Below are 21,451 nucleotides of genomic sequence, written 5' to 3'. Positions count from 1 at the left end.
TCCATGGCCAAGAAACCACGAAGAAGCCGGCGCCTGGTGGCCGTCACGGTCACCACCGTGGCGCTCGCCGGGACGCTCACCGCGATGCCCGGCGCCACGACCGCCACCGCGAAGTCACCCGACCCGAACCGGCGGGTCATCGTCGAACTGTCCGGGGACGCCGCCGTCGCCGCCGCGCCCGGCGGTTCCCTCACGTCCCCGGCCGCCGCCGCGGCCTCCGCCGTCGGCACCGCCCGGCGGGCCCTGGCGGCACGGCAGGACGCCCTCGTCGCGACCGCGCGGAACGCCGGACTGCACCCCGCCTCGCCCCGCAAACTCGGCCTGCTCGTCAACGCCGTGGCCATGACGGTGCCCGCCTCCGAGACGGCGCGGCTGGCCGCGCTGCCGGGCGTCGCCGCCGTCCTGCCCGACACCCGGATACAGGTGAGCACGGACGCCAGTGTGCCGCTGACCGGCGCGCCCGAGGTGTGGAAGCGCGAGGACCCGTCCGGGGCGAAGGCCACCGGCGAGGGCACCGTCGTGGCGGTCCTGGACAGCGGCGTGGACTACGGCCACCCGGACCTGGGCGGCGGCTTCGGCGAGGGCCACAAGGTCATCGGCGGCTACGACTTCGCCAACGGCGACGGCGACCCGATGGACGACAACGGCCACGGCACCCACGTCGCGGGCATCATCGCGGGCAAGGCGGCCCGGAAGGGGGGCGTCACCGGCATGGCGCCCGACGCGCGCCTGCTGGCCTACAAGGTCACCGACGCGGGCGGCAGCGGCTACACCTCCGACATCATCGCCGGCATCGAGGCGGCGGCCGACCCGGCCAACCCCCACCGGGCCGACGTCGTCAACATGAGCCTCGGCGGCCCCGGCGACGGCACCGACCCGCTGGGCCGCGCGGCGACCGCCGCCGTGCGGGCCGGCGTGGTCGTCGTCGCGGCGGCGGGCAACTCCGGGCCCGGCAGCGGCACCGTCAACACCCCGGCCTCGGCCGACGGCGTCATCGCGGTGGGCGCCTCCACCAGCGGACTGCGGACGCCCAGCGCGTACCTGGCGGGCAAGGAGCCCGAACTGATCCAGACGTACCGGGGCATCCTGTCCGCCAACCCGCCCCCGGAGCCGGTCACCGCCCCGCTCGTGGACGTCGGCGCGGGCACCGCAGAGGACTGGAAGCGGGTCGGCGACGTACGGGGCAAGATCCTCCGGGCCGACATCCTCGTCGCGCCCGGCACGGACGTCCTGAGCCAGAGCGACATCGACTGGGCGCGCGAGGCCGAGGAGCGCGGCGCGCTCGCCGTGCTCGGCGGCCTCCCGTCCCACGCCGGGCCCGTGCTCGCCGCCGCCCCGGGAACGGTCGGGGTCCCGGCGACCCCCGCCCGCCCCGACATCGCGCGGACCGCCGCCTCCGGCGACTCGCTGCGCATGGACCGCCTGGTCGTCATGGGCATCGACACCACCCAGTACGCCCAGCTGAGCCGCGCGCTGGCCGCCGGGAAGGTGCTCGTCACCCTGCGCGGCACCGACTCCACCGACGAGATCGCCTCGTTCTCCTCGCGCGGCCCCGGCACCGGCTTCGGCCTCAAGCCCGACCTGGTCGCACCCGGCGTGGAGATCCGCTCCACGATCCCCACCTCGATGTACGGACCCGGCGTCTACCGCATGTCGGGCACCTCGATGGCGAGCCCGCACGTCGCCGGGGCCGCCGCCCTGCTGCGCCAGCTGCGCCCGGACCGGGACCCCGACGGGATCAGGTCCGCGCTGGTCGGCACCGCGAAGCAGCTCACCGGCCCCGGCCCCACCGTCGCGGGCGGCGGACGGCTCGACGTGGCCGCCGCGGCGTCCGCCACCCTCGCCGCGTCCCCGGCGTCCGTCTCGTTCGGCCTCGCCGACCTGGCGGACAGGACCGTCGGCGGCACCGCGACGGTGCGCCTGACCAACCCGGGCAAGGAGCCGCTGACCACCACCCTCGGCAGCACCGGGCCCGCCACCGTCTCCCCGGCGCGCGTCACCGTCCCCGCCGGGGGGAGCACGACCGTCACCGTCACCCTGCGCGCCGACCGCCCGGCCGCCGACACGGAGATCAGCGGCCGGATCACGGCCACCCCCGCGCACGGCCCGGCCCTCCGGGTGCCGTACCTGCTCGTCGTCCGGCACCTGGTCGTCCAGGCGTCCCCCGACCCGAGCGACGGCCGTTCCACCGTGCACGTCGCCGCCCCGGCCGCCCTGAAGGCGCCGCCGGAGATCACCGTCACGCCGCCGCGCGGCAGGGCCTTCACGCTGGCCACCACCATGAACGGCGCCGGCTACTACCAGGCCGACGTGACCGGGAAGGCGGCCGGCGCCCACCTGCTGTCCGTGCGGGCCACGACCGCCGACGGCCGGCGGATCACCGGTACCGGCGCCTTCGAGGTCACCCCCGTCGGCGGCCGCGGCGACCGCTGGGAGCCCATCGGCCCGAACAGCGAGGCCGGACACGTCGCGCTCTCGCCCGCCCGGCCGAAGCAGGCCGTCATGACCCAGTACGGCAAGGCCGCCCCCTGGCTGACCACCGACGGCGGCGCCCACTGGCGCCAGGTCGGCCGGCTGCCGGTCGCCGACGGCAACGGCACCGGGCCGGTCGTGGTCGACGCCCGCCGCCCCGACCGCTGGTGGTACGCCGTGAACTCGGCCGGCGACCCCACCCGCCGGGGCACGATCCTGCGCACCGACGACAACGGCCGCACCTGGCGCGAGCTCGACGTGCCCGACGTCCGCGTCGACGAGTTCGTCGCGGACGAGGAGACCCGCACCCTCGCCGCCGTGACCGGCGACACGCTGAGGGTCAGCACGGACGCGGGCGACAGCTGGACCGCGTACCCCACCGGCGTGTCCGGTCCCGTCCGCGAGGCCGCCCTCGTCGGCGACACCCTGTACCTGGCGACCTTCAACGACGTCTGGCGGATCGACGGCGTCGGCAAGGGCGACCCCGGCGCGGCGCGCCTGATCCTCGACGAGCCGTCGGCCGGCGTCTACGGCATGGCGGCCGACTCCACCGTGGTGGCGACCTACGTCCCCGGCACGGGCGTCCGCGGCTCCTACGACAAGGGCCGCACCTGGTCCACCCTGCTTCCCCTGGAGGAAGGCGGCCACGGACTGTCCGCCTCCGGCGGCGACCTGTACCTGCGCACGCTGTTCGGCGCCGGACAGGTGAGCCACGACCACGGCAGGACCTGGAAGCCCGCGCCCGCCCCCTCCAGGGCGGCCATCGCGATGGACTACGACCGCTGGGCCGACGGCTCGGTGACCGTGTCCAGCGAACAGGACGGCCTGTACCGCGGCTCGGCCGACGGCACCGGCTACCGGAGGATCGGCGTCCAGGGCCTGTCCGTCCTCGCCCTCGCGGTCGGCGGCGACCGGCTGCTCGCCGGAACGGTGAGCGGCACCTACCGCACCGCGATCCCCGTCGCGAGCCCCGAGTGGGGCCCGTCCGGCGGCGAGGGCATGACCGGCCGCCTCACCTCGCACATCGCCGTCCCGGCCGGGGGCGGCACGGTGGTGTGGCAGGTCCGCCGCACCGCGACCGGCCTCTTCGAGGTCTCCCGCAGCGGTGACGCCGGCCGGACCTGGCAGGTGAAGGGCACGTCGTCGGAGGTCCCGACCTCGCTCCTGGTCCACCCGGCCGACCCGGACCGGGTGACGGTCGGCTTCAGGAGCATCATGGGCCACGGGCTGTTCTCGACCCTCGACGGCGGCAGGACCTGGAAGAACCTCTTCCACGAGAAGGCCTTCGAGGCCATGGCCGGGGACCCGCGCGACCCGCGGCGCCTCTGGCTGGGCAACACCTCGGGCCTCTACCGCTCGGACGACGGCGGCGTCACCGTGACCAGGGTCGCCGGGGGGCCCGTCTCCGCGATCGCGACGGACGGCCGGAGCCTGATCGTCGGCGGTTCGTCCGTCCGGGTCAGCACCGACGGCGGCAGGACCTTCCGCACCGCCGACACCGGTCCGCTCGCGGTCCACGTCTCGGACCTGCTGCGGGTCGGCGGAGCGCTCTACGCGGCCACCGCCCGCTCGACGGCGTCCGGACTCGTCCAGGGCGGCCGGGGCGTACTGCGCAGCACCGACAACGGCCTGACGTGGGAGAACGTTTCGAGCGGCCTGCAGAACACCGACACCACCAAGCTGGCCGCCGCCCCCGACGGCCGCACGCTCTACGTGGGCACGGTCGACGGAGGGGTGCACCGCCTGAAGCTGCGCCGCTGACCCGTTCGCGGGGGCGCGTCCGCGCGAACGGCGCGCCCCCGCGAACGCGCGACCGCGCGACCGGAACGAGCGCCGGCCGGACCCGGGAACACCGGGCCCGGCCGGCGCCCGCGCGTGCGGCCGGCGGGAGCGCCTCCCGCCGGCCACGGCTTCCGTTCAGGGGGTCAGGACGCGCAGTACTGCCCCTGCTTCCCGATCGAGCGGTACATGCAGTCCGCGTTCTCCAGGAGCTGGAGCACCGCGTCCCGGTTGCGGGCCGTCTCGCGCTCGATGACCTCGTCGGGCGGGTAGAAGCCGCCGCCGGAGGACGAGGACGGGTACATCTCGAAGGTGTACGCGAAGATCTTCTGCGCACCCCACAGGTAGTCGTCGATCGAGCCGTCCGTGACGTACAGGTCGCTGGACTGCTCGGGCGTGTAGCCGTTGCTCGCCGCCATCTTCTTCCCCACGGCCGCGAAGGCGTTCCGGTCGTCGGCGGTCATGCCGGTGGTGGTGTCGGCGGTGGTCCAGCCGAAGGGCCAGAGGACCAGTTCGCTGTACGTGTGGAAGTCGATGGCCGCCTTGACCTGCTGCTTCCCGCCGACCACCCGGGAGCGGACGAAGTCGGCGACGACCTTCACCTCGGGGGCGGACTCGGGGGCCGCGCCCCGGTAGGTCTCGGAGCTCTTGGAGCCGGACGAGCCGCCGCAGCAGCCCCACTTGTAGTCCCAGTTCCGGTTGAGGTCCGTGCCGACGTACGAGGAGCCGGAGTTGGGCTGCCTGTTCTTGCGCCAGCTCCGGTACGAGCCGGAGGCGATGTCGTACTCGCCGCCGTCCGGGTTGAGGTCCGGGACGATCCAGATCTCGCGCCCGTTCACGGCGTTGGTGATCCTGCTGTCCGTGCCGTAGCCCGCGCCGAGTTCGCGCAGCAGGTAGAGCGCCATCTCGACGGTGAGGTGCTCGCGGGCGTGCTGGTGGTGGGTGAAGAGGACCTCGGGCTCGTTCTCGTCGGCGGCCACGTTGTCGCTGATCTTGATCGCGACGATGTCCCGGCCCTGGTACGACTTCCCGATCACGCGCTTGCTCATGATCGACGGGTACTGGGCGATCCGCTGGTCGATCTCCGCGTTCGCCTCGGCGTAGTTGTGGTAGCGGGAGTCCGCCGACGGGAAGTCCAGCGGGCCGAGCGCCGACCGGGCGGCCCCGCCCCGGTCCGGCGGGCCGGGCAGGGCGACGGGTTCGTGGCCCAGGGCCCTGAGGCGCCCGAGCTGTTCGGCGTTCGCGCTGACCACGACCGAGCGGGCGTCGGCCTCGTCGATCGAGACGCCGGTGGCGGTGAGCGCGGTGCGGGCGGCGGGGGTGGAGGGCCCGGCGATCTCGTACTGCCGGATCACCTCCCCGGCCCCGGCGGCGCGGGCGGTGCCGGCCGGTGCGGGGTCGGCCCCGGCGGGGGTCGGGAGCGCGGAGAGGGGCGCCGCGAGGGCGAGTGCCACGAGGGCCGCCAGACCGGCGGACCTCCTGCCGCGGAGGGGACGTCGCATGCTGTCTCCTGGGTGGGGGGTGGGGTGCGACAACGACAACGACGGAGCGAAGTGGAGCGGCGTGCCCGGCACATGGTGGTCTCATGTCATGGACGGGTCAAGATGGGGAGTTCGGTCATACTGTCCCGCGTGGGGACCCTCATCGGCAGATACGTCATCGAGAACAAGCTGGGCGAAGGCGGCATGGGCACCGTGTACCTCGCCCGTTCGCGCGGCGGACGCGCCGTCGCCGTCAAAGTGGCGCGGCCGGAACTCGCCTCCGACCCCTCCTTCCGCGCGCGCTTCCGCGCCGAGGTCGCCGCGGCCCGGCGGGTCGGCGGCTTCCACACCGCGCAGGTCGTCGACGCCGACCCCGACGCCGAGGCGCCCTGGCTCGCCACCGCCTACGTCCCCGGACCCACGCTCGCCGGACTCGTCGCCGCCGAGGGCCCGATGGACGAGGCGCGGCTGCGCGCGCTCGGGGCCGCGCTCGCGGAGGCCCTGGAGGCCATCCACGCCTGCGGGCTCGTCCACCGCGACCTCAAGCCCGGCAACATCGTCATGGCGTCCGACGGGCCGCGCGTCCTCGACTTCGGGATCGCCCGCGCGGTCGAGTCGACCCGGCTCACCGCCACCGGCTCCGCCTTCGGCACCCCCGGCTACCTCGCCCCCGAACAGGCCCTCGGCGAGGAGGTGACGGGCGCCGCCGACGTCTTCGCCCTCGGCGCCGTCCTCGTCGCCGCCGCGGGCGGACGCCCCTTCGGCGAGGGCACGCCCATGGGCCTCATGTACCGCTCCGTCCACGAGGCCCCGGACCTCGGCGCCGTCCCGGAGGCCCTGCGCGGCCTCGTGGCGCGCTGCCTCGCCAAGAACCCGGCCGAACGGCCGACACCGGACGAGATCCTGGACGTGCTGGGGGATACGGGAGCGGGGGCGGGAGCCGGAGCGGGGACGGGAGCCGGGGCGGGGACGGGGACGCCGCCCGCCACGGTGGCCGTACCGGGGGCGGGGGCCGGAGCGCCCGCGACACCCGGCGGTTCCGCGACTCCTCCCGGTTCCGTGGTCCCCACCGGCCCGGCGGCTCCTGCCGGTTCCGCGAACCCGGCCGGCCCGGCGTTCCCTCCTGGTTCCGCGACCCCTGCCGGTTCCGCGCCCTCTCCCGGGCTCGCGGCTCCTGCCGGTTCCGCGCCCCCTCCCGGTTCCGTGCCGCCCGCCGGTGCCGACGCGGCGGCCGTGGCCGGTTTCGTGACGGTCCCCGCGCCCGTGGCCCCGCCGGGGTACGGCTACCCGCCCGCGCCCGCAGCGGGTTTCGGGCCCCCGGCCGGCACCGTGCCCGTCCCGGGCTACGGACCCCCCGCCGCCTTCGACGTCCCCCCGCCGCCCTCCTCGGCGCCGGAGGACCCGTCCGTCTTCGTGGCCGCCGACCGGGTGTCCGGGGTCGTCGTGGACCGTTCCGGGGTGCACCTCCAGCTCTACGGAGAGGAGGTGGAGTTCTCCTGGGAGGAGATCGCGGGCGTGGACCTGCTGCGGACCCGGCGCGGCCGGGGACTGCGCGTCGTGGTCGCGCTCCGCGAGGGCGGCGCGTACACGTGCGAACTCGACGGCCGCCGCGCCGCCCGCGTCGACGCGTGGATGGTCCGGCTCGACGCGGTCCTGGCCGGATTCCTGCCCCGCCGCTGAAGACGCCCCCTCCCGCGGCCCGGGACACCGCTCCCGAAACGGAGCAGCGCCGCCGGGGGAGCGGCGGCGCTGCGGGTTCCGTACGCGCGGGGGAAGGGCGTACGCGTACGGGGAAGGGCTCGTACGGGGAAGGGCCTCACGCGGGGAGGCCCTGCGCGCGCGGACCCCTCCCGGCTGCGGGGCCCCTCCCCGCCGGGGGAAGGACCCCGGCCGCGGGAAGGACCCCGGCGCCCGTTACGGGAGGCCGTGCACGTGCGGGCCGACCGCGTTCGACCAGGCGTTCCCGGCCGTCGCGTCCCAGTTGGTCGACCAGGTCATCGCGCCGCGCAGCGTCGGCCAGGCCTGGGCCGGCTTGAAGGTGCCGCAGCCGGTGAGCTTCGTCAGGCAGTCGAGGGCGTTGTTCACGACCTGCGGGGAGACGTAGCCGCTGCCCGCGCCCCGGGTGGAGGCGGGGACGCCCAGGCCGACCTGGGACGGGTCGAGGCCGCCCTGGATCTGGATGCAGGCGAGCGCGGTGAGGAAGTCCACCGAGCCCTGGCTGTAGACCTTGCCGTCGCAGCCCAGCATCGAACCGCTGTTGTAGTACTGGGTGTTGACGACCGTGAGGATGTCCTTCACGGCGAGCGCGGTCTTGAAGTACTCCGTGCCCGTGGACTGCATGTCGATGGTCTGCGGGGCCATCGTGATCACCAGGCCCGGTCCCGCCTTCGCGGAGAGCCGGCGCAGCGCCTTGGTGAGGTAGGTGGAGTTGATGCCGTGTTCGAGGTCGATGTCGACGCCGTTGAAGCCGTACTCCTGCATCAGGGCGTACGCGCTGTCGGCGAAGGCGGTCGCGCTCGCGTCGCTGTTGACCGTGACGTTGCCCTTCTCGCCGCCGACGGAGATGATCACCGACTTGCCGGCCGCCTTCTTGGCCGCGACGTCGGCCTTGAAGTCGGCGACCGAGGCGTAGCCGACGGCGGGGTCGAGGGTGAAGGTGATCTGCCCGGGCGTGGCGGTCGAGTCGGCGAAGGAGACGGCGATGATGTCGTACGCCGCCTGCACGTCCCGCAGCTTCTGCTTGGCCGCGCCGTTGTCGAAGTTCTGCCAGTAGCCGGTCACGGCGTGCTTGGGCACGGACGGGCCGGGGCCGGTCTGGTTCTTGGCGGTGCGCGCCGTCACGGCGGCGGACTTCGCGGACTCGCCCGCCGCGTTCGTCGCGGACACCTGGAACTGGTAGGCGGTGTCGGCGGTGAGCCCGGTGACCGTCGTGGAGGTGCCGCTCACGGCCTGCGGGGCGGCGCCGTCCCGGTACACCTTGTAGCCCGTCGCGCCGGAGACCGCGCCCCAGCTCAGGCTCACGGAGGAGGAGGTGACGGTGCCCGCCGCGAGGCCGGCCGGGGTGGACGGGACGACCGGGTCGGGGTCCGGGACGCCGCCCCCGTCGGGCCCGAAGACGCTCACGTCGTCGACGAGGTAGGGGGAGGTGCCGTACCAGCCGTGGGTGTAGATCTCGACCGAGGTGGTGGAGGCGCCCGTGGTGAAGGTGGTGGTGAGCTGCTTCCAGGACGGGGAGTCCGGCGTCCAGGTGGAGACCGAGCCGGTGCCGGTTCCGGTGCCGTTCGCGCCGAGGTAGGCGTAACCGCCCTGGACCCAGGCGCTCAGCGTGTACGTGGAGTTGGGCTTCACCGTCACGGTCTGCGCGCACTTGGCGTTGTCGAGGCCGGCGGGGGCCGCCCTGAGGGCGCCGGTGCCGGTGCGGACCGGTGAGGAGACGGCGGTGCCGCTCCCGGCGGAACAGGACCAGTTGGCCAGTCCGTTCTCGAAGCCCGCGTTCCTGGCGACGTTGACGTCCGCCGCCTGGGCGGTGCCGGCGCCGCCGACGAGGACGAGCCCGGAGCCGACGGCGAGCGCGAGGGCTCCGCCGAGCCATCTGCCTCCGCGCGGGCGGGTGGTGGTGCGGTCCACGTGCATCCTCCGTGGGGGAGTTGGGGATGTGGAGGGGGCCGTACGGCGCCGTACGGAGGGGGCGTACGGGGGTACGGGTTTCGGACGGTGGCCACCGTTGTGGGAACAAGCTGGTCCAGACCAATCGCCTTGTCAAGGCCTCCGACGGCAAGTGGCCCCCGTCCGCGCGGCCGTGGCGGGAGGAACGGCGGGCCCCGGAGCGGCGGGACTCCACCCGGGCACTCCACCCGGCCACCCCGCGCGGCCACCCCGCGCGGCCACCCCGCGCGGGCACCCCACCCGGGCGGTCGTGCCGGGGCCCGGCACGACCGAATAAATGGAGGGAGCTTGGCGGATTGTGTGTTCACCACCCCGGGGCACGCGGATAAGGTGCAGAGGCGGCGGCACCCCGGTGTGACGCCGTGAACGCGGTAGGTGAGCCGTGACTCCCGGGACACCGGGAGCCGGAGGGGACGGGGGGCCGACGTGCCGACAGCGATCGCGGTCACCAGCGCCGATCTGGTGCTGCCTCCGGCCGATCCCGGAACCCCGCAGGCCGCCGTGTTACCCCCGCCCGAGGGCCGGCCGCTCGACGCCTCGGTCGCGGACATGCGCCAGCTGCTCGCCCGGTACGGGCACGTGGTCGTCGTCTGCCCCACCTCCGACCCCGCCCCCGTCGCACGCCGCCTCCACGCCGTCCGCTCCCTCCTGGAGAGCGACCGGATCGCCCTGGTCAGGACCGACCTGCCACCCCTGGGCGCGGCCGTGCTCGTCCGCCAGCTCCGCCAGCTCGCCGGCTGCGACTTCAGCCCCGGCGTGCTCGCCTCCGCCGCCCGGCTGCTCGCCCACTACATCTACGCGGGCGCCGTCCTCGGCTCCGTCTCCCGGCTCGACCGCGTCCCCGTCGGCCTCGGTTCCCACCTCAAGAGCTGGCTGCCCGGCGCCCACTTCGCCGTCCTCGCCGGCCCCACCCCGCAGATCGTGCGCGCCGGCAACGGGGGGGAGGCCCTCGCGGGGCCGGAGTTCACCACCGAGCTCCTCGTCGCCCGCGGCCGGTTCCAGACCGACTGGCCCACCACCGTCCTCGTGCCCCGGTGGCGCGTCCCGGGCCCCGTCCAGGAGGCCCCGCTGCCCGCCGCCTCACCGGGCTGGTGGGGCACTGGCAAGCTCGTCGAGTTCGCCGCGTACCTCCCCGACCTGCCGGTCCTCCACCAACTCGTCTCCTCCGTACGGCGCGAGACCTGCCACTGGTGCGGCATGGACCTCATCGGCGACCGCTGCGGCTTCTGCGCGGCCCCGCTGACCGTTCCCGGGCAAGGGGAGCGCGGGACGCACACGGCCCCGTACGCCGGCGGACACGGGGAACCGCCCGCGGGCGCCCACCGGGAACGGCCGTACGCGGACGCGTACGGAGAACCTCGCACCGGCGCGTACGGGGAGCCCTACACCGGCGCGTACGGGAAACCCCACACCGGCGCGTACGGGGAGCCGCACACCGGCCCGGTCGCCGTCCACGGGCCGGGCACCGCCCCCCACGCCCTGGGCCCCGCCGGACGGACGGCCCCGCCGGCCTCCCACGCCCTCGGCCCCGGCCCGCACGACCCCCGTGCCCTGCCGTGAACGGTTCCCCGGGCCCCTTCCCCGCCCCGTCGCCGGCCCCGCGCCACCGGCCGGCCGCCCGCCAGCCCGCCCGTCCGCCCGGACCCACGTCTCCGATCGAGGTAGTACGGCCATGAACTCCCGCCAGCGCCGCGGCGTCGTCCTGCTGCTGCTGTCCGTCCTGTGCGCCCTCGGCGCCTTCGCCGGCGTCCTCGCCGTCATCAGCGACGTGAACACCAAGGTCGGCCCGGAGACCACCGCGTACCGGATCAAGAAGGACGTGGCCCCCTACACCACCCTGAACCCGGGGCAGTTCGAGAAGATCACCATGCCGAAGCGCTGGCTCTCCGGGACCGCCGTCACCGACCTCGGCCGGCTCCGGGGCAAGATCGCCGTCACCGAACTCAAGGCGGGCTCCCTCCTCCAGGAGGACATGATCGTCGACCGCCCGGCGCTCCAGCCGGGCCAGCAGGAGATCGCCATCATGATCGACGCCGCCACCGGCGTCGCGGGCAAGATCACCGCCGGCGCCACCGTCAACATCTACGCCACCTTCGCGGGGGACAAGAAGGGCGACCCCGACCAGTCCCGGATGATCGTCGCCAACGCCCGCGTCCTCGACGTCGGCAGGCTCACCCCGGTCTCCGACCGCTCCGACCGCTCCGACCGCGCCACCTCCACCGTCCCCATCACCTTCGCGCTCTCGACCCTCGACACCCAGCGCGTCGCGTACGCCGAGTCCTTCGCCGAGCACGTACGCCTCGCCCTCGTCGCCCCCACCGGCGGCGGCGCCCCGGCCGACCAGCGCGACCGCACCTACACGCTCGACAAGGACAAGTGAGGCCGGTATGACCACGAGGATCCTGCCGGCCGTCGGCGACCCCGACGCGGCCCGGTCCGTCGTCACGCTGCTCAGCCAGCTCCCCGACGCCGAACCCGCTCCGCCGGTCGCCGACTCCACCCAGCTGGTCGACACCCTCGCCCGTCTCGCCGCCGCCTCCCTGGACGAACTCCCCGAGGTCGTCCTCGTCCACGAGCGGATCGGACCCGTCCCCGCGCTCGAACTCGTCCGCGAGGTGGCCCTCCGCTTCCCCGCCGTCGGCGTCGTCCTCATCACCGCCGACGCCAGCCCCGTCCTCTTCTCCGCCGCCATGGACTCCGGCGCCCGGGGCCTGGTCACCCTCCCCCTCGGCTACGAGGAGCTGGCCAGCCGCGTCCAGGCCGCCGCCCAGTGGTCCGCCGGCGTCCGCCGCCACCTCGGCACCGGCCCCGACCGGGCCACCGGCCCCGGCGGCACCGTCGTCACCGTCAGCGGCGCCAAGGGCGGCGTCGGCACCACCGTCGCCGCCGTCCAGCTCGCCCTCGCCGCCCGCGCCTCCGGCCGGAGCGTCGCCCTGGTCGACATGGACCTCCAGAACGGCGACGTCGCCTCGTACCTCGACGTCCAGTTCCGGCGCTCCGTCGCCGACCTCGCCACCATCACCGACATCTCGCCCCGCGTCCTCCAGGACGCCGTCTACGTCCACGAGACCGGGCTCTCACTGCTGCTCTCCCCGGCCGAGGGCGAACGCGGCGAGGAGGTCACCGACCGCGCCGCCCGCCAGGTCGTCAGCGCCCTGCGCGGCCGCCACGAGGTCGTCGTGGTCGACTGCGGCTCCCGCCTCGACGGCGCCAACGCCGCCGCGATCGAGATGGCCGACACCGCCCTCCTCGTCACCACCCCCGACGTCGTCGCCGTCCGGGCCGCCAAACGGACCGTCCGCATGTGGGAACGGCTCCAGGTCCGCAAGGCCGAGGAGACCGTCACCCTCGTCAACCGGCAGCACCGCTCCAGCGAGATCCAGCCCTCCCTCGTCCAGAAGATCACCGGGACCCGCGTCGCCGGCGTCTCCGTCCCCGCGCACTTCAAGGAGCTCCAGGCCGTCGTCGACGCCGGCCGCCTCCACGAACTCGACGCCAGGTCCACCGTCAAGCAGGCCCTGTGGGCCCTCGCCGGCGAACTGGGCCTCGTCGGGACGGCCCAGGACCGGGCGGCGGAACAGCCCGGCAAGCAGCTCGCCCGCGCCGGCGACCGGGGCTCCCTCGGCCTGCGCCGCCGCACCGGGGGCCGCTGACCGATGCGCGCCCACCGGGACGGCGCCAGGGGCGCCGGGAGCGACAGGGGACAGGTGGCCGTCGAGTTCGCCGGCATGGTGCCGCTGATCCTGCTCACCCTCGCCCTGCTCTGGCAGGTCGTCCTGGTCGGCTACGCGTACACCCTGGCGGGGAACGCGGCGGACGAGGCGGCGCGGGCGTGCGCGGTCGACGACGACGGACCGGCCGCCGCCCGCCGCCACATCGACGGAGCCTGGGGCGTCTCCGGCGGGGACTGCCTGCCGGGCGGCGGAATGGTCCGCGTCCGGGTCGGGGTCCAGGTCCCGGCCCTCGTCCCGGGCCTGGGAGGACTCTTCCGGGTCACGGCCGAGGCGGGCGCGGTGAAGGAGGAGGACCCGGCACCATGACCATCCACCCCACCCCCGGGACGGCACGCCGACGGGGGAACACCCGGACGGCCCGCCCCCACGCGCGGGCCCGGACGGCCGGTTGGTACGGACGGACCCGGACGGCCCGCCCGGCCCGCCCCCACGTGCAGACCCGGTCGGCCGGTTCGTACGGGCGGACCCGCGACGCCCGGCGGCGCCGCAACGGCCGCCCGCGCGACCGCGGCCAGGTCGCCGTCGAGTACCTGGGCTTCCTCCCGATCCTGCTCCTCGTCGGCCTCGCGGGCCTCCAGCTCGGCATCGCCGCGTACGCCGCCCAGCAGGCGGGCACGGCCGCCCGCGCGGCGGCACGGGCCGCGAGCAGCGACGCGGAGGACGCGCCGAGCGCCGCCGAGGCCGCCGCCGCGGCCGCGAGCGACTGGCTCCGCCCCACCGTCTCGGGACCCCACCGGGACGGCGACGGGGTCACCGTCACCGTCACCGTCCGCATCCCCTCCGTCGTCCCCTTCTGGAACGACTTCGGCGACGCGAAGAAGACCGTCACCATGCCGGCGCCCGACGAGGAGGACCTGCCATGAGCCTGCGCTCCCGGATCAGCACCCCCGAGGAGAAGGGCGCGGTCACGGCCAGGGAGGACGGCCACCTCGTCGCCTCCTTCCGCGCCAAGCTCCTGGAGGAGATCGACCTCACCGAGATGTCCGCGCTCGCGGCCGCCGAGCGGCGGGCGCGCCTGGAACGCGTCCTCGGCCACATCATCAGCCGCGAGGGCCCGGTCCTCTCCACCGCCGAACGCTCCCGGCTGATCCGCCGGGTCGTGGACGAGGCCCTGGGGCTCGGCGTCCTGGAACCCCTCCTCGAAGACGCCTCGATCACCGAGATCATGGTCAACGGTCCCGACCAGATCTTCATCGAGCGCGGCGGCCGCGTCGAACTCCTGCCCCTCCGCTTCGCCTCCCACGACCAGCTCATGCAGACGATCGAGCGGATCGTGTCGACCGTCAACCGCCGCGTGGACGAGTCGAACCCGATGGTCGACGCCCGCCTCCCCTCCGGCGAACGCGTCAACGTGATCATCCCGCCGCTCTCCCTCACCGGCGCGACCCTCACCATCCGCCGCTTCCCGCGCGCGTACACGCTCCACGAGATGCTCGGCCTCGGCTCCCTCGACGAACAGATGCTGCTCCTGCTCTCCGGACTCGTGCAGGCCAAGTTCAACCTGATCGTCTCCGGGGCCACCGGCACCGGGAAGACGACCCTCCTCAACGCCCTCTCCGGCCTCGTCCCGGACGGCGAACGGATCATCACCATCGAGGACTCGGCCGAACTCCAGCTCCAGCAGTCCCACGTCATCCGCCTGGAGGCCCGGCCGCCCAACATCGAGGGCCGGGGAGCCGTCACCATCCGCGACCTCGTCCGCAACTCCCTCCGCATGCGCCCCGACCGGATCATCGTCGGAGAGGTCCGCGGCGGCGAGACCCTCGACATGCTCCAGGCGATGTCCACCGGCCACGACGGCTCGCTCGCCACCGTCCACGCCAACTCCGCCGAGGACGCCCTGATGCGGCTCCAGACCCTCGCCTCCATGTCGGAGGTGAAGGTGCCGTTCGAGGCCCTGCGCGACCAGATCAACAGCGCGGTCGACGTCCTCGTCCAGCTCACCCGGCACCCCGACGGCACCCGGCGGATCACCGAGATCGCCGTCCTCGCCTCGCACGGCCGCGAACGCTTCCTGCTCGCCACCGTCTGCCGCTTCCACGCCCAGCCGCTCGCCGCCGACGGACGCGTCCACGGGCAGTTCACGTACCACCCGCTGCCCCGCCGGGTCGCCGAACGGCTCTACCTGGCCGGACAGCCCGTCCCGCAGGCCTTCGGCGTGGCCGTCACCGACGCCCACCTGACCACCCGCGAAGCCGTCTAGGCCCCGCACGACCGAGGAAGCAAGGGCCATGACCGACCCCTTCTGGCTGACGACCGGCGCCGCGCTGCTCTGCTGCGTCCTGGCCGTGACCGGCGTCCAGCTGTACGCGAGCGGGGCCCGCCGGCACGCCGCCCTCGTCGCCCGCCTGGACGAGACGGGCGAGCCCGCGGCCGCCGGCCGCCGCAGGCGCCGCTTCCGGGGCATCGACCGGCGGGTGCGCCGGACCGCCCCGGGCCGGCGGCTGGAGCTGCGGATCGCGGCCACCGGCCTCGACGTCACCCCGGGGGAGTTCACGGTGGCCCTCGCGGCGACCGTGGCGGTCCTCTGGGCGGTGGGGCAGGCGGCGCTGTCGCCGTTCTTCGGCCCGATCTGCGGCCTCCTGGGCGTCTGGGTCGCCCTCGGATACCTGAACTGGCAGCGCCAGAAGCGCATCGAGAAGTTCATCAACCAGCTCCCCGAACTCTCCCGCATCCTGGCCAACGCCACCCAGGCCGGACTCGCCCTCCGCATGGCCCTCGGCCTCGCCGCCGAAGAGCTGGAGGCCCCGGCCGGCGACGAACTGGAGAAGGTCGCCCAGCAACTCGCCGTCGGCACCTCCCTGGACGACGCCCTCGGCGAACTCGCCGAACGCCTGCCCTCCCGCGAACTCGTCGTCCTCGTCACGACCCTCGTCCTCGCCAACCGGGCCGGCGGCACCGTCGTCTCCTCCCTGCGCAACCTCACCGAGACCCTGGAGGAGCGCAAGGAGACCCGGCGCGAGGTCCGCACCCAGCTCTCGCAGGTGAGCATGACCGCGTACTCCGTGCCCGTCATCGGCGTCGGCTCCCTGCTGCTCATCGACAACCTGCAGCCCGGGGCCCTGGACCGCATGACCGGTTCGGGCCTCGGGCAGCTCGCCGTCGTCGTCGCCCTCGCCCTGTACGGGGTCGGCTTCGCCGCCATCCGCCGCTTCTCGAAGATCGACGTGTAGGGACGGCCGCCGTGGACCTCCTCCTCGCCCTCCTGGCCGGACTCGCCGTGGCCGGCGCCTGCTACGGGACGCGCCTCTACCGGGCCGACGCCAAGCTCCCCGACGACCTCCGGCTCGCCCTGGAGGTCGGCGCGACCCGCACGGGCGCCGTCGACTCGGCGGTGGACCGCCTGGGCATGCGCTGGTCGCCGGCGGTCCTGCGCCTGATGGGCCCCGCCCGCGTCAACGCGGTGCGCCGCCGCATCGACCTGGCCGGAAACCCCGGCGGTCTCACCATCGACCGGTACGGGGCGCGCAGGGCGGTCTACGGCTTCCTGGGGGCCCTGGGCGCCCTGGTCATGCTGAGCAGGGGCTCGTACACGACGGCCCTGCTGCTCCTCGCCTTCGGGGCGTTCTGGACGGAGGTGGGCATCTGGTCGGCGGTCCGCATCCGCAAGGACCAGATCGAACGCACCCTTCCGGACTTCCTGGACGTCCTCGCCGTCGTCGTCTCGGCGGGCCTCGGCTTCCGCCAGGCGCTGGAACGGGTCGCGGAGAAGTACGAGGGCCCGTGGTCCGACGAACTCCGCATCACCCTGCGCCAGATGGACATGGGCGTCAGCCGCCGCCAGGCCTTCGACGAACTGCGCCGCCGCAACGACTCGGAGCAGGTCGCCCAGTTCGTCACCGCCCTCCAGCAGGGCGAGGAACTGGGCGCCCCGATCGTGGACACCCTCATCCAGATCGCCAACGACATGCGCCGCACCGACGCCCAGAACGCCCGCCGCAAGGCCGCGAAGGCGGTCCCGAAGGCGACGATGGTCATCACGACCCTGATGGTTCCGGCGACGATCATCCTCCTGGGCGCGGGCCTGTTCCTGGGCACGGGAACGGACTTCGGGGCGGTGGCGGGCAAATGAACCGTCGACTTCCGGCCACATTCCCGTCTTTCGTTCGTACGGCATTTCGACGGAATGCCTTCGCGGCTGCAACCGGATGTGGGACAGTGCGGAAGGAGTGCGAGGGAGGCGGAGATGAGGGACCCGAGCGGCCGGCGTTCCACCGGGAGGACGCCCGTCTTCCCCGAACCGCCCACCCACACCCGCACCGAGGCCATAACCTCCTGCCAGGGCACCGGGCCCGCCCGATGAACGAGGCCCACGAACGGACCTCCGGCCCCTGTCCGCCGACCCGCCCGTCGGCGTACGGTGCCCGTGCGGAGGCGTCCGAACGCGGAGGGGACCACGATGAACGACGCGATGCTGAAGGCCCTGACCAAGGCCAAGATCGAACTCACCGACCACACGACCTCCCGGGACCGCGGGCAGACGGCGGTGGAGTACCTGGGGATCATCGTGGTGGTGGTGGCGATCGTGGTGGCGATCACGGGGACGGACATCGGGCAGTCGATCAAGAACGCGATTTCCCAGAAGATCACAGAACTGACCGGTGGTGGCGGCGAGTAAATGCGGGTCGCGATTTGCCGGACGCAGGGCAGGCGTTTCCCGTCTATGTTGCCGCCATTGCGGGCCTGCTGTTCTTGGCCTTTGTTTACTTTGCCGTCGGTCAGGCCGCCGCCACTCGTAACAGCGCCCAGACGGCCGCAGACGCAGCGGCACTCGCAGCCGCCCAGGATGTGCGGGATCAGCTGCGAGCGGGGTGGTTGGGTGTAATCTCCGACCCTACGCAATGGGGCAGATTCGTCGAGGGGAAAGATTATCTCGTTTCCCCCGCCTGTCGACAGGCATCTGTCTTCGCTGCCAGGAATGGTGCGAAAATCTCAAGTGCCGGTTGTGTTCGTTTGCCCGGCGAGGGCGAGGTCTTCAAGGTCACGGTGGATACGGCAGGAGCGGAAGCGCGGCATGCCACCGCGTCTGCCAAAGCTGTGATCGAGCCGAAGTGCGGCTTCGTGCCAACGGGAGTGCCGACGCCAGAGGAAAGCGAGCCAAGCGCCGGACCGACGGGTCCAGGGGAGGAGTCGGAGCCTGAGTTGATCACTGGTCTCATCTGTGGCGACATTGACTGGACGATTGATCCCGAAGATCCAATGCTGCCCAGTGCCGCCGACCTCTTCACTGTCCGACTGGTTGGCGACGACGAGTAAAGGAAGCGCTTTTCATGAAAGTTCAGTGCGCGCGAAGAGGGCTGGCCTCCCTCGCTGTCGCATCGGTAGCTCTTTTCGCGGTCGGCTGTGGCGCGGAGGGCAAGCCGAAATCGGACAAACCTTCTGCGACGGCGAACCCTTCCCAGAAGAGTGCGGCGACACGGGATCCGCAACAGCCTGAAGAGTCGACGGAGACCCTGGCCGTACTCAAGGGGCAGAGAGGTCTGGAACTCGCTATCAGTTCGGCGGATCGAGACCAAGGCGGGTTCCTCACCGTCAAGGGCCGGCTGAAAAACAGCTCGGACAAAGCAAGCATCATTCCGGCTCAGATGAGTGGCGATGAGACCGAGGTCGTGAAGCACGGAAACTCCTTGGGCGGTGCCACACTCGTCGACTCGGTCGGCAAGAAGCGCTATTACGTCCTTCGTGACACGGACGGTCGCCCTCTCACTACGTCGGCGCTCGACAGCCTCGGCCCCGGCAAGACAACCGCCGTCTTCATGCAGTTCCCCGCCCCCCCCGCCTCCACCACCGAAGTCTCCTTCCAGCTCCCCACCTTCGAACCCGCCACCCTCAAACTCTCCTGAGGCGACGCCATGACGACGACACCCCGCCGCCTCGCCGCCCTCGCCCTCGTCTCCGTGGTCCTGTGGCCGGCCACCGTCACCGCCACCGCGTCGGCCGCCCGCGCCGACGATCCGCCCGGTTCCGCCGGCAGTGCTTCTCCCGCGCCCGTCATCGACGAGAGCGCGCCGGGGCTGATGCTGCCCGACGGTGCCGTGCTCGCGCCCGCGAAGGTCCTCGACATCAAGCAGATCGTCGAGGAGGAGGGTGGCGCGCAGCGGCGGCAGGACACCAACGTGGACGTGACCTTCGCGCTCCAGGCCGAAGTCCTGTTCCCGAAGGACAGCGCCAAGCTGGGCGCCGCCGCCACCAGCCGGATCGCCGCGGTCGCCGCCGAGATCAACAAGCAGGGGTCGGGGCGGGTCCGGGTCTTCGGGTTCACCGACAACCTCGGGACGTACGAGCACGGCCTGACGCTCTCGAAGCAGCGTGCCGTGGCCGTGCAGCAGGTGCTCGCCCGGGTCCTCGATCCCGGGACGACCTTCGACATCCGCGGTTACAGCGAGGATTACCCGATCGCCGACAACGCCACCGAGGAGGGCCGCAAGAAGAACCGGCGGGTCGAGATCTCCTTCCCGCGCACCACGCCGCCCGCCGCGCCCTGAGCTGCCGCTCTCGTGGTGCCGGGCGGCGCCCGTCCCGTCGTGCCGTACGGCGGGCGGGCGGACCGGCGTACCCGGGGGTGTTCTCCGAAAAAGCGGAAGCGGCGGTGTCCGTCCGTCGGTCGCGGGCATCCTGAACGGATGACGACGACGCAGAGCGTGACACCGGGTGCGCAGTTGGTCAGTGACCTCGTCACCCGGATTCCCGAGTTCCGCGAGGCCTACGAGGCCCATGTGCTCGATCAGGGCGGTGTGCTGCCCCACGTGTTCTTCTGGGACGTCGTCCAGGACACCGTCCGCTCCTTCCTCGGTGAGGACCCGGCCGCGCCCGACTGGCGCCGCACGCTCGCCTTCCTGGAGGAGGAGAGCCGTCGCGGGGTCCACGACGTCGACGAGGTCATCGTCACCTCGTTCCTGGGCGACCTGCCCTCCCCGAACGAGCCCGGGCACGCGATCGTCCACCGGCTCGGCCCCGTCATGGCCGCCAGGTTCGCCCGCATGAGGTCCCTCGGCTGATTCCCCGGCCCCGGCCCCGGCCCCGAACGCCCGGTTTCCGATTCTCGATTTCCGATTCCCGGCCCCGGGCGCCCGCTCTCCCCGCCCCGTGGCTCGTACCGGCTCCAACCCCCTTGCGCCACAGGGTGGTTGGGTATCGTTCCGCGTACACGCCAGGGGTGACGCGCTCCGGCGCGGACCGGGGGTGGCGGAAGCGTGCTGAGTGACGAGGAGGTCCTGGCGGCCGTACGGCGCGATGTCGGGCGGCGCGGCCGGGACGGCCGCACACCCGTGGGGAAGGCCGAGATCACCCGGCACCTCCTCCTCGAAGGGGAGATCCTGCGCTGCGTGGAGACCCGCGAGGAGAAGGAGCGGTTCCACCGGGGCGCCCTGGACCTGTCGGACCGGCCCGTGTACGGCTCCGACCTCCACCGGTACCGGATGCCGCCGCCCGAGGACCCCGCTTCCGAGACGGTCCTGCGGCTGGTGCGGCGCGGTTCGGTGGACGACCGGTCCTGCGAGTGCGGCAACGGCCGGGTGGCCTGTGACCGCTGCGGCGGAGCCGGTGAGGTGCCGTGCGCACCCGCCAAGGCCTGTGACGAGTGCCAGGGGGTCGCCTGCTGTTCGTGGTGCGACGGCACGGGGCGCCGTGCGTACCGGCCGCGCGACCGGGCGGACGGAGCCGGGCGGGGGAGCGCGGGACGCGTCACGTGCCGGGAGTGCGGCACCCGGGAGGCGGCCTGCGCCGGATGCCGCGGACGCGGCAAGAGCACCTGTGCCCGGTGCGCCGGGTCGGGGGCCCGCGCCTGCCCCGACTGCGATCGCACGGGCACCGTGCTCCACGGGCGCTGCGGGGGCACCGCGAGGACCGTGACGTGGACCGAGGGCGTCATCACCAGGCGCCCGAGCGTCGAGAGGATCAGGTTCGCCTTCCCCGCCCTGACGTACTGGGCGTGGAGGAGCGCCCTCAAACGCGGGGACTGGACCCCGGTCCACGCGGTCGGCGAGAGGGCCGTTCCGACGTACGGCGTCGACAAGAGGACGGCCGAGCTCATGGCGCCCCGGCTCCTCCCGCGCGAGGGGGAGATAAGCCGCCGGATCACGCTGCGCCGCCTGTCGCTGGCGCGCGTCACCCTCGCCTCGCACCCCCACCGGGTGTACTTCGTCGTTCCCGCGCCCGGAGGACCGCACGTCGCCGTGCTGCCTTCCGAGGGGCGGGCCCGGCTGATCGCCGCCGTCGCGCTGGCGGTGCTGGTGGTCCTCCTCGGCGTGGGACGCCTCCTCGTCTGAGCCGGCCGGAACGGAGACCCCGCCCCCCGACCACCCGCGTCCCGCACCACCC

18 protein-coding genes are annotated in these 21,451 nt (G+C 73.7%); 16 read left to right on the top strand and 2 right to left on the bottom strand.

What is annotated here, in order from left to right:
* The first annotated feature begins 3 nt into the window (after nucleotides 1–3).
* Nucleotides 4–4,233, top strand: coding sequence for a S8 family serine peptidase (locus ACZ3IL_RS03020; protein WP_467385939.1), 4,230 nt, complete (start codon nucleotides 4–6; stop codon nucleotides 4,231–4,233).
* A 164-nt stretch (nucleotides 4,234–4,397) separates the two neighbouring features.
* Here ACZ3IL_RS03020 and ACZ3IL_RS03015 read toward each other — a convergent pair whose 3' ends face one another.
* Complete coding sequence (locus tag ACZ3IL_RS03015; protein ID WP_467385937.1) at nucleotides 4,398–5,753, bottom strand: M14 family metallopeptidase; 1,356 nt, start codon at nucleotides 5,751–5,753, stop codon at nucleotides 4,398–4,400.
* Nucleotides 5,754–5,882: 129 nt separating this feature from the next.
* On the opposite strand from ACZ3IL_RS03015, the gene ACZ3IL_RS03010 reads away from it, so the two are divergent.
* Nucleotides 5,883–7,412: a serine/threonine-protein kinase gene (locus tag ACZ3IL_RS03010; protein WP_467385935.1), complete on the top strand. Its 1,530-nt coding sequence runs from the start codon at nucleotides 5,883–5,885 to the stop codon at nucleotides 7,410–7,412.
* 234 nt (nucleotides 7,413–7,646) lie between these two features.
* Here ACZ3IL_RS03010 and ACZ3IL_RS03005 read toward each other — a convergent pair whose 3' ends face one another.
* Nucleotides 7,647–9,365 carry a chitinase gene (locus ACZ3IL_RS03005; RefSeq protein ID WP_467385933.1) on the bottom strand — a complete coding sequence of 573 codons (1,719 nt, stop codon included), beginning with the start codon at nucleotides 9,363–9,365 and terminating at the stop codon, nucleotides 7,647–7,649.
* A 459-nt stretch (nucleotides 9,366–9,824) separates the two neighbouring features.
* Here ACZ3IL_RS03005 and ACZ3IL_RS03000 point away from each other — a divergent pair, with 459 nt between their 5' ends.
* The 14 genes from ACZ3IL_RS03000 (at nucleotide 9,825) to ACZ3IL_RS02935 (ending at nucleotide 21,399) form a co-directional block, all read left to right on the top strand.
* Nucleotides 9,825–10,958: a hypothetical protein gene (locus tag ACZ3IL_RS03000; RefSeq protein ID WP_467385931.1), complete on the top strand. Its 1,134-nt coding sequence runs from the start codon at nucleotides 9,825–9,827 to the stop codon at nucleotides 10,956–10,958.
* A gap of 112 nt (nucleotides 10,959–11,070) precedes the next feature.
* Nucleotides 11,071–11,778 (top strand): Flp pilus assembly protein CpaB, encoded by a 708-nt coding sequence (cpaB, locus tag ACZ3IL_RS02995; RefSeq protein WP_467385929.1) that lies wholly within the window; start codon nucleotides 11,071–11,073, stop codon nucleotides 11,776–11,778.
* 7 nt (nucleotides 11,779–11,785) lie between these two features.
* Complete coding sequence (locus ACZ3IL_RS02990; RefSeq protein WP_467385927.1) at nucleotides 11,786–13,051, top strand: AAA family ATPase; 1,266 nt, start codon at nucleotides 11,786–11,788, stop codon at nucleotides 13,049–13,051.
* A 3-nt stretch (nucleotides 13,052–13,054) separates the two neighbouring features.
* On the top strand, nucleotides 13,055–13,438 hold the full coding sequence (locus ACZ3IL_RS02985) for a TadE/TadG family type IV pilus assembly protein (RefSeq protein WP_467385925.1): 384 nt from the start codon (nucleotides 13,055–13,057) through the stop codon (nucleotides 13,436–13,438).
* Nucleotides 13,435–13,995: a TadE/TadG family type IV pilus assembly protein gene (locus tag ACZ3IL_RS02980; protein WP_467385923.1), complete on the top strand. Its 561-nt coding sequence runs from the start codon at nucleotides 13,435–13,437 to the stop codon at nucleotides 13,993–13,995. Before ACZ3IL_RS02985 ends, ACZ3IL_RS02980 begins: the two co-directional genes overlap by 4 nt.
* On the top strand, nucleotides 13,992–15,335 hold the full coding sequence (locus tag ACZ3IL_RS02975; RefSeq protein WP_467385921.1) for a CpaF family protein: 1,344 nt from the start codon (nucleotides 13,992–13,994) through the stop codon (nucleotides 15,333–15,335). Before ACZ3IL_RS02980 ends, ACZ3IL_RS02975 begins: the two co-directional genes overlap by 4 nt.
* A gap of 28 nt (nucleotides 15,336–15,363) precedes the next feature.
* Nucleotides 15,364–16,305: a type II secretion system F family protein gene (locus tag ACZ3IL_RS02970; RefSeq protein WP_467385919.1), complete on the top strand. Its 942-nt coding sequence runs from the start codon at nucleotides 15,364–15,366 to the stop codon at nucleotides 16,303–16,305.
* An 11-nt stretch (nucleotides 16,306–16,316) separates the two neighbouring features.
* Nucleotides 16,317–17,204, top strand: a complete 888-nt coding sequence (locus ACZ3IL_RS02965) for a DUF5936 domain-containing protein (RefSeq protein WP_467385917.1) — start codon at nucleotides 16,317–16,319, stop codon at nucleotides 17,202–17,204.
* A gap of 327 nt (nucleotides 17,205–17,531) precedes the next feature.
* Nucleotides 17,532–17,750 carry a Flp family type IVb pilin gene (locus ACZ3IL_RS02960; protein ID WP_467385915.1) on the top strand — a complete coding sequence of 73 codons (219 nt, stop codon included), beginning with the start codon at nucleotides 17,532–17,534 and terminating at the stop codon, nucleotides 17,748–17,750.
* Between the two features lie 14 nt (nucleotides 17,751–17,764).
* A complete protein-coding gene (locus ACZ3IL_RS02955) occupies nucleotides 17,765–18,388 on the top strand; it encodes a pilus assembly protein TadG-related protein (protein ID WP_467385913.1) in 624 nt (207 codons plus the stop codon).
* A gap of 14 nt (nucleotides 18,389–18,402) precedes the next feature.
* Complete coding sequence (locus ACZ3IL_RS02950) at nucleotides 18,403–18,975, top strand: hypothetical protein (protein WP_467385911.1); 573 nt, start codon at nucleotides 18,403–18,405, stop codon at nucleotides 18,973–18,975.
* Between the two features lie 9 nt (nucleotides 18,976–18,984).
* Complete coding sequence (locus ACZ3IL_RS02945) at nucleotides 18,985–19,617, top strand: OmpA family protein (protein WP_467385909.1); 633 nt, start codon at nucleotides 18,985–18,987, stop codon at nucleotides 19,615–19,617.
* Nucleotides 19,618–19,755: 138 nt separating this feature from the next.
* The gene (locus tag ACZ3IL_RS02940; RefSeq protein ID WP_467385907.1) at nucleotides 19,756–20,130 is read left to right on the top strand and encodes a DUF7674 family protein; all 375 of its coding nucleotides are present in this window, start codon (nucleotides 19,756–19,758) and stop codon (nucleotides 20,128–20,130) included.
* A gap of 195 nt (nucleotides 20,131–20,325) precedes the next feature.
* A complete protein-coding gene (locus ACZ3IL_RS02935; protein WP_467385905.1) occupies nucleotides 20,326–21,399 on the top strand; it encodes a hypothetical protein in 1,074 nt (357 codons plus the stop codon).
* Nucleotides 21,400–21,451: the final 52 nt, after the last annotated feature.

The sequence above is a fragment of the Streptomyces sp. NPDC014907 genome (genome assembly GCF_055562975.1).
Note: the sequence above shows the minus strand (reverse complement) of the source record. Positions and strands in the feature narration are given on the sequence as shown.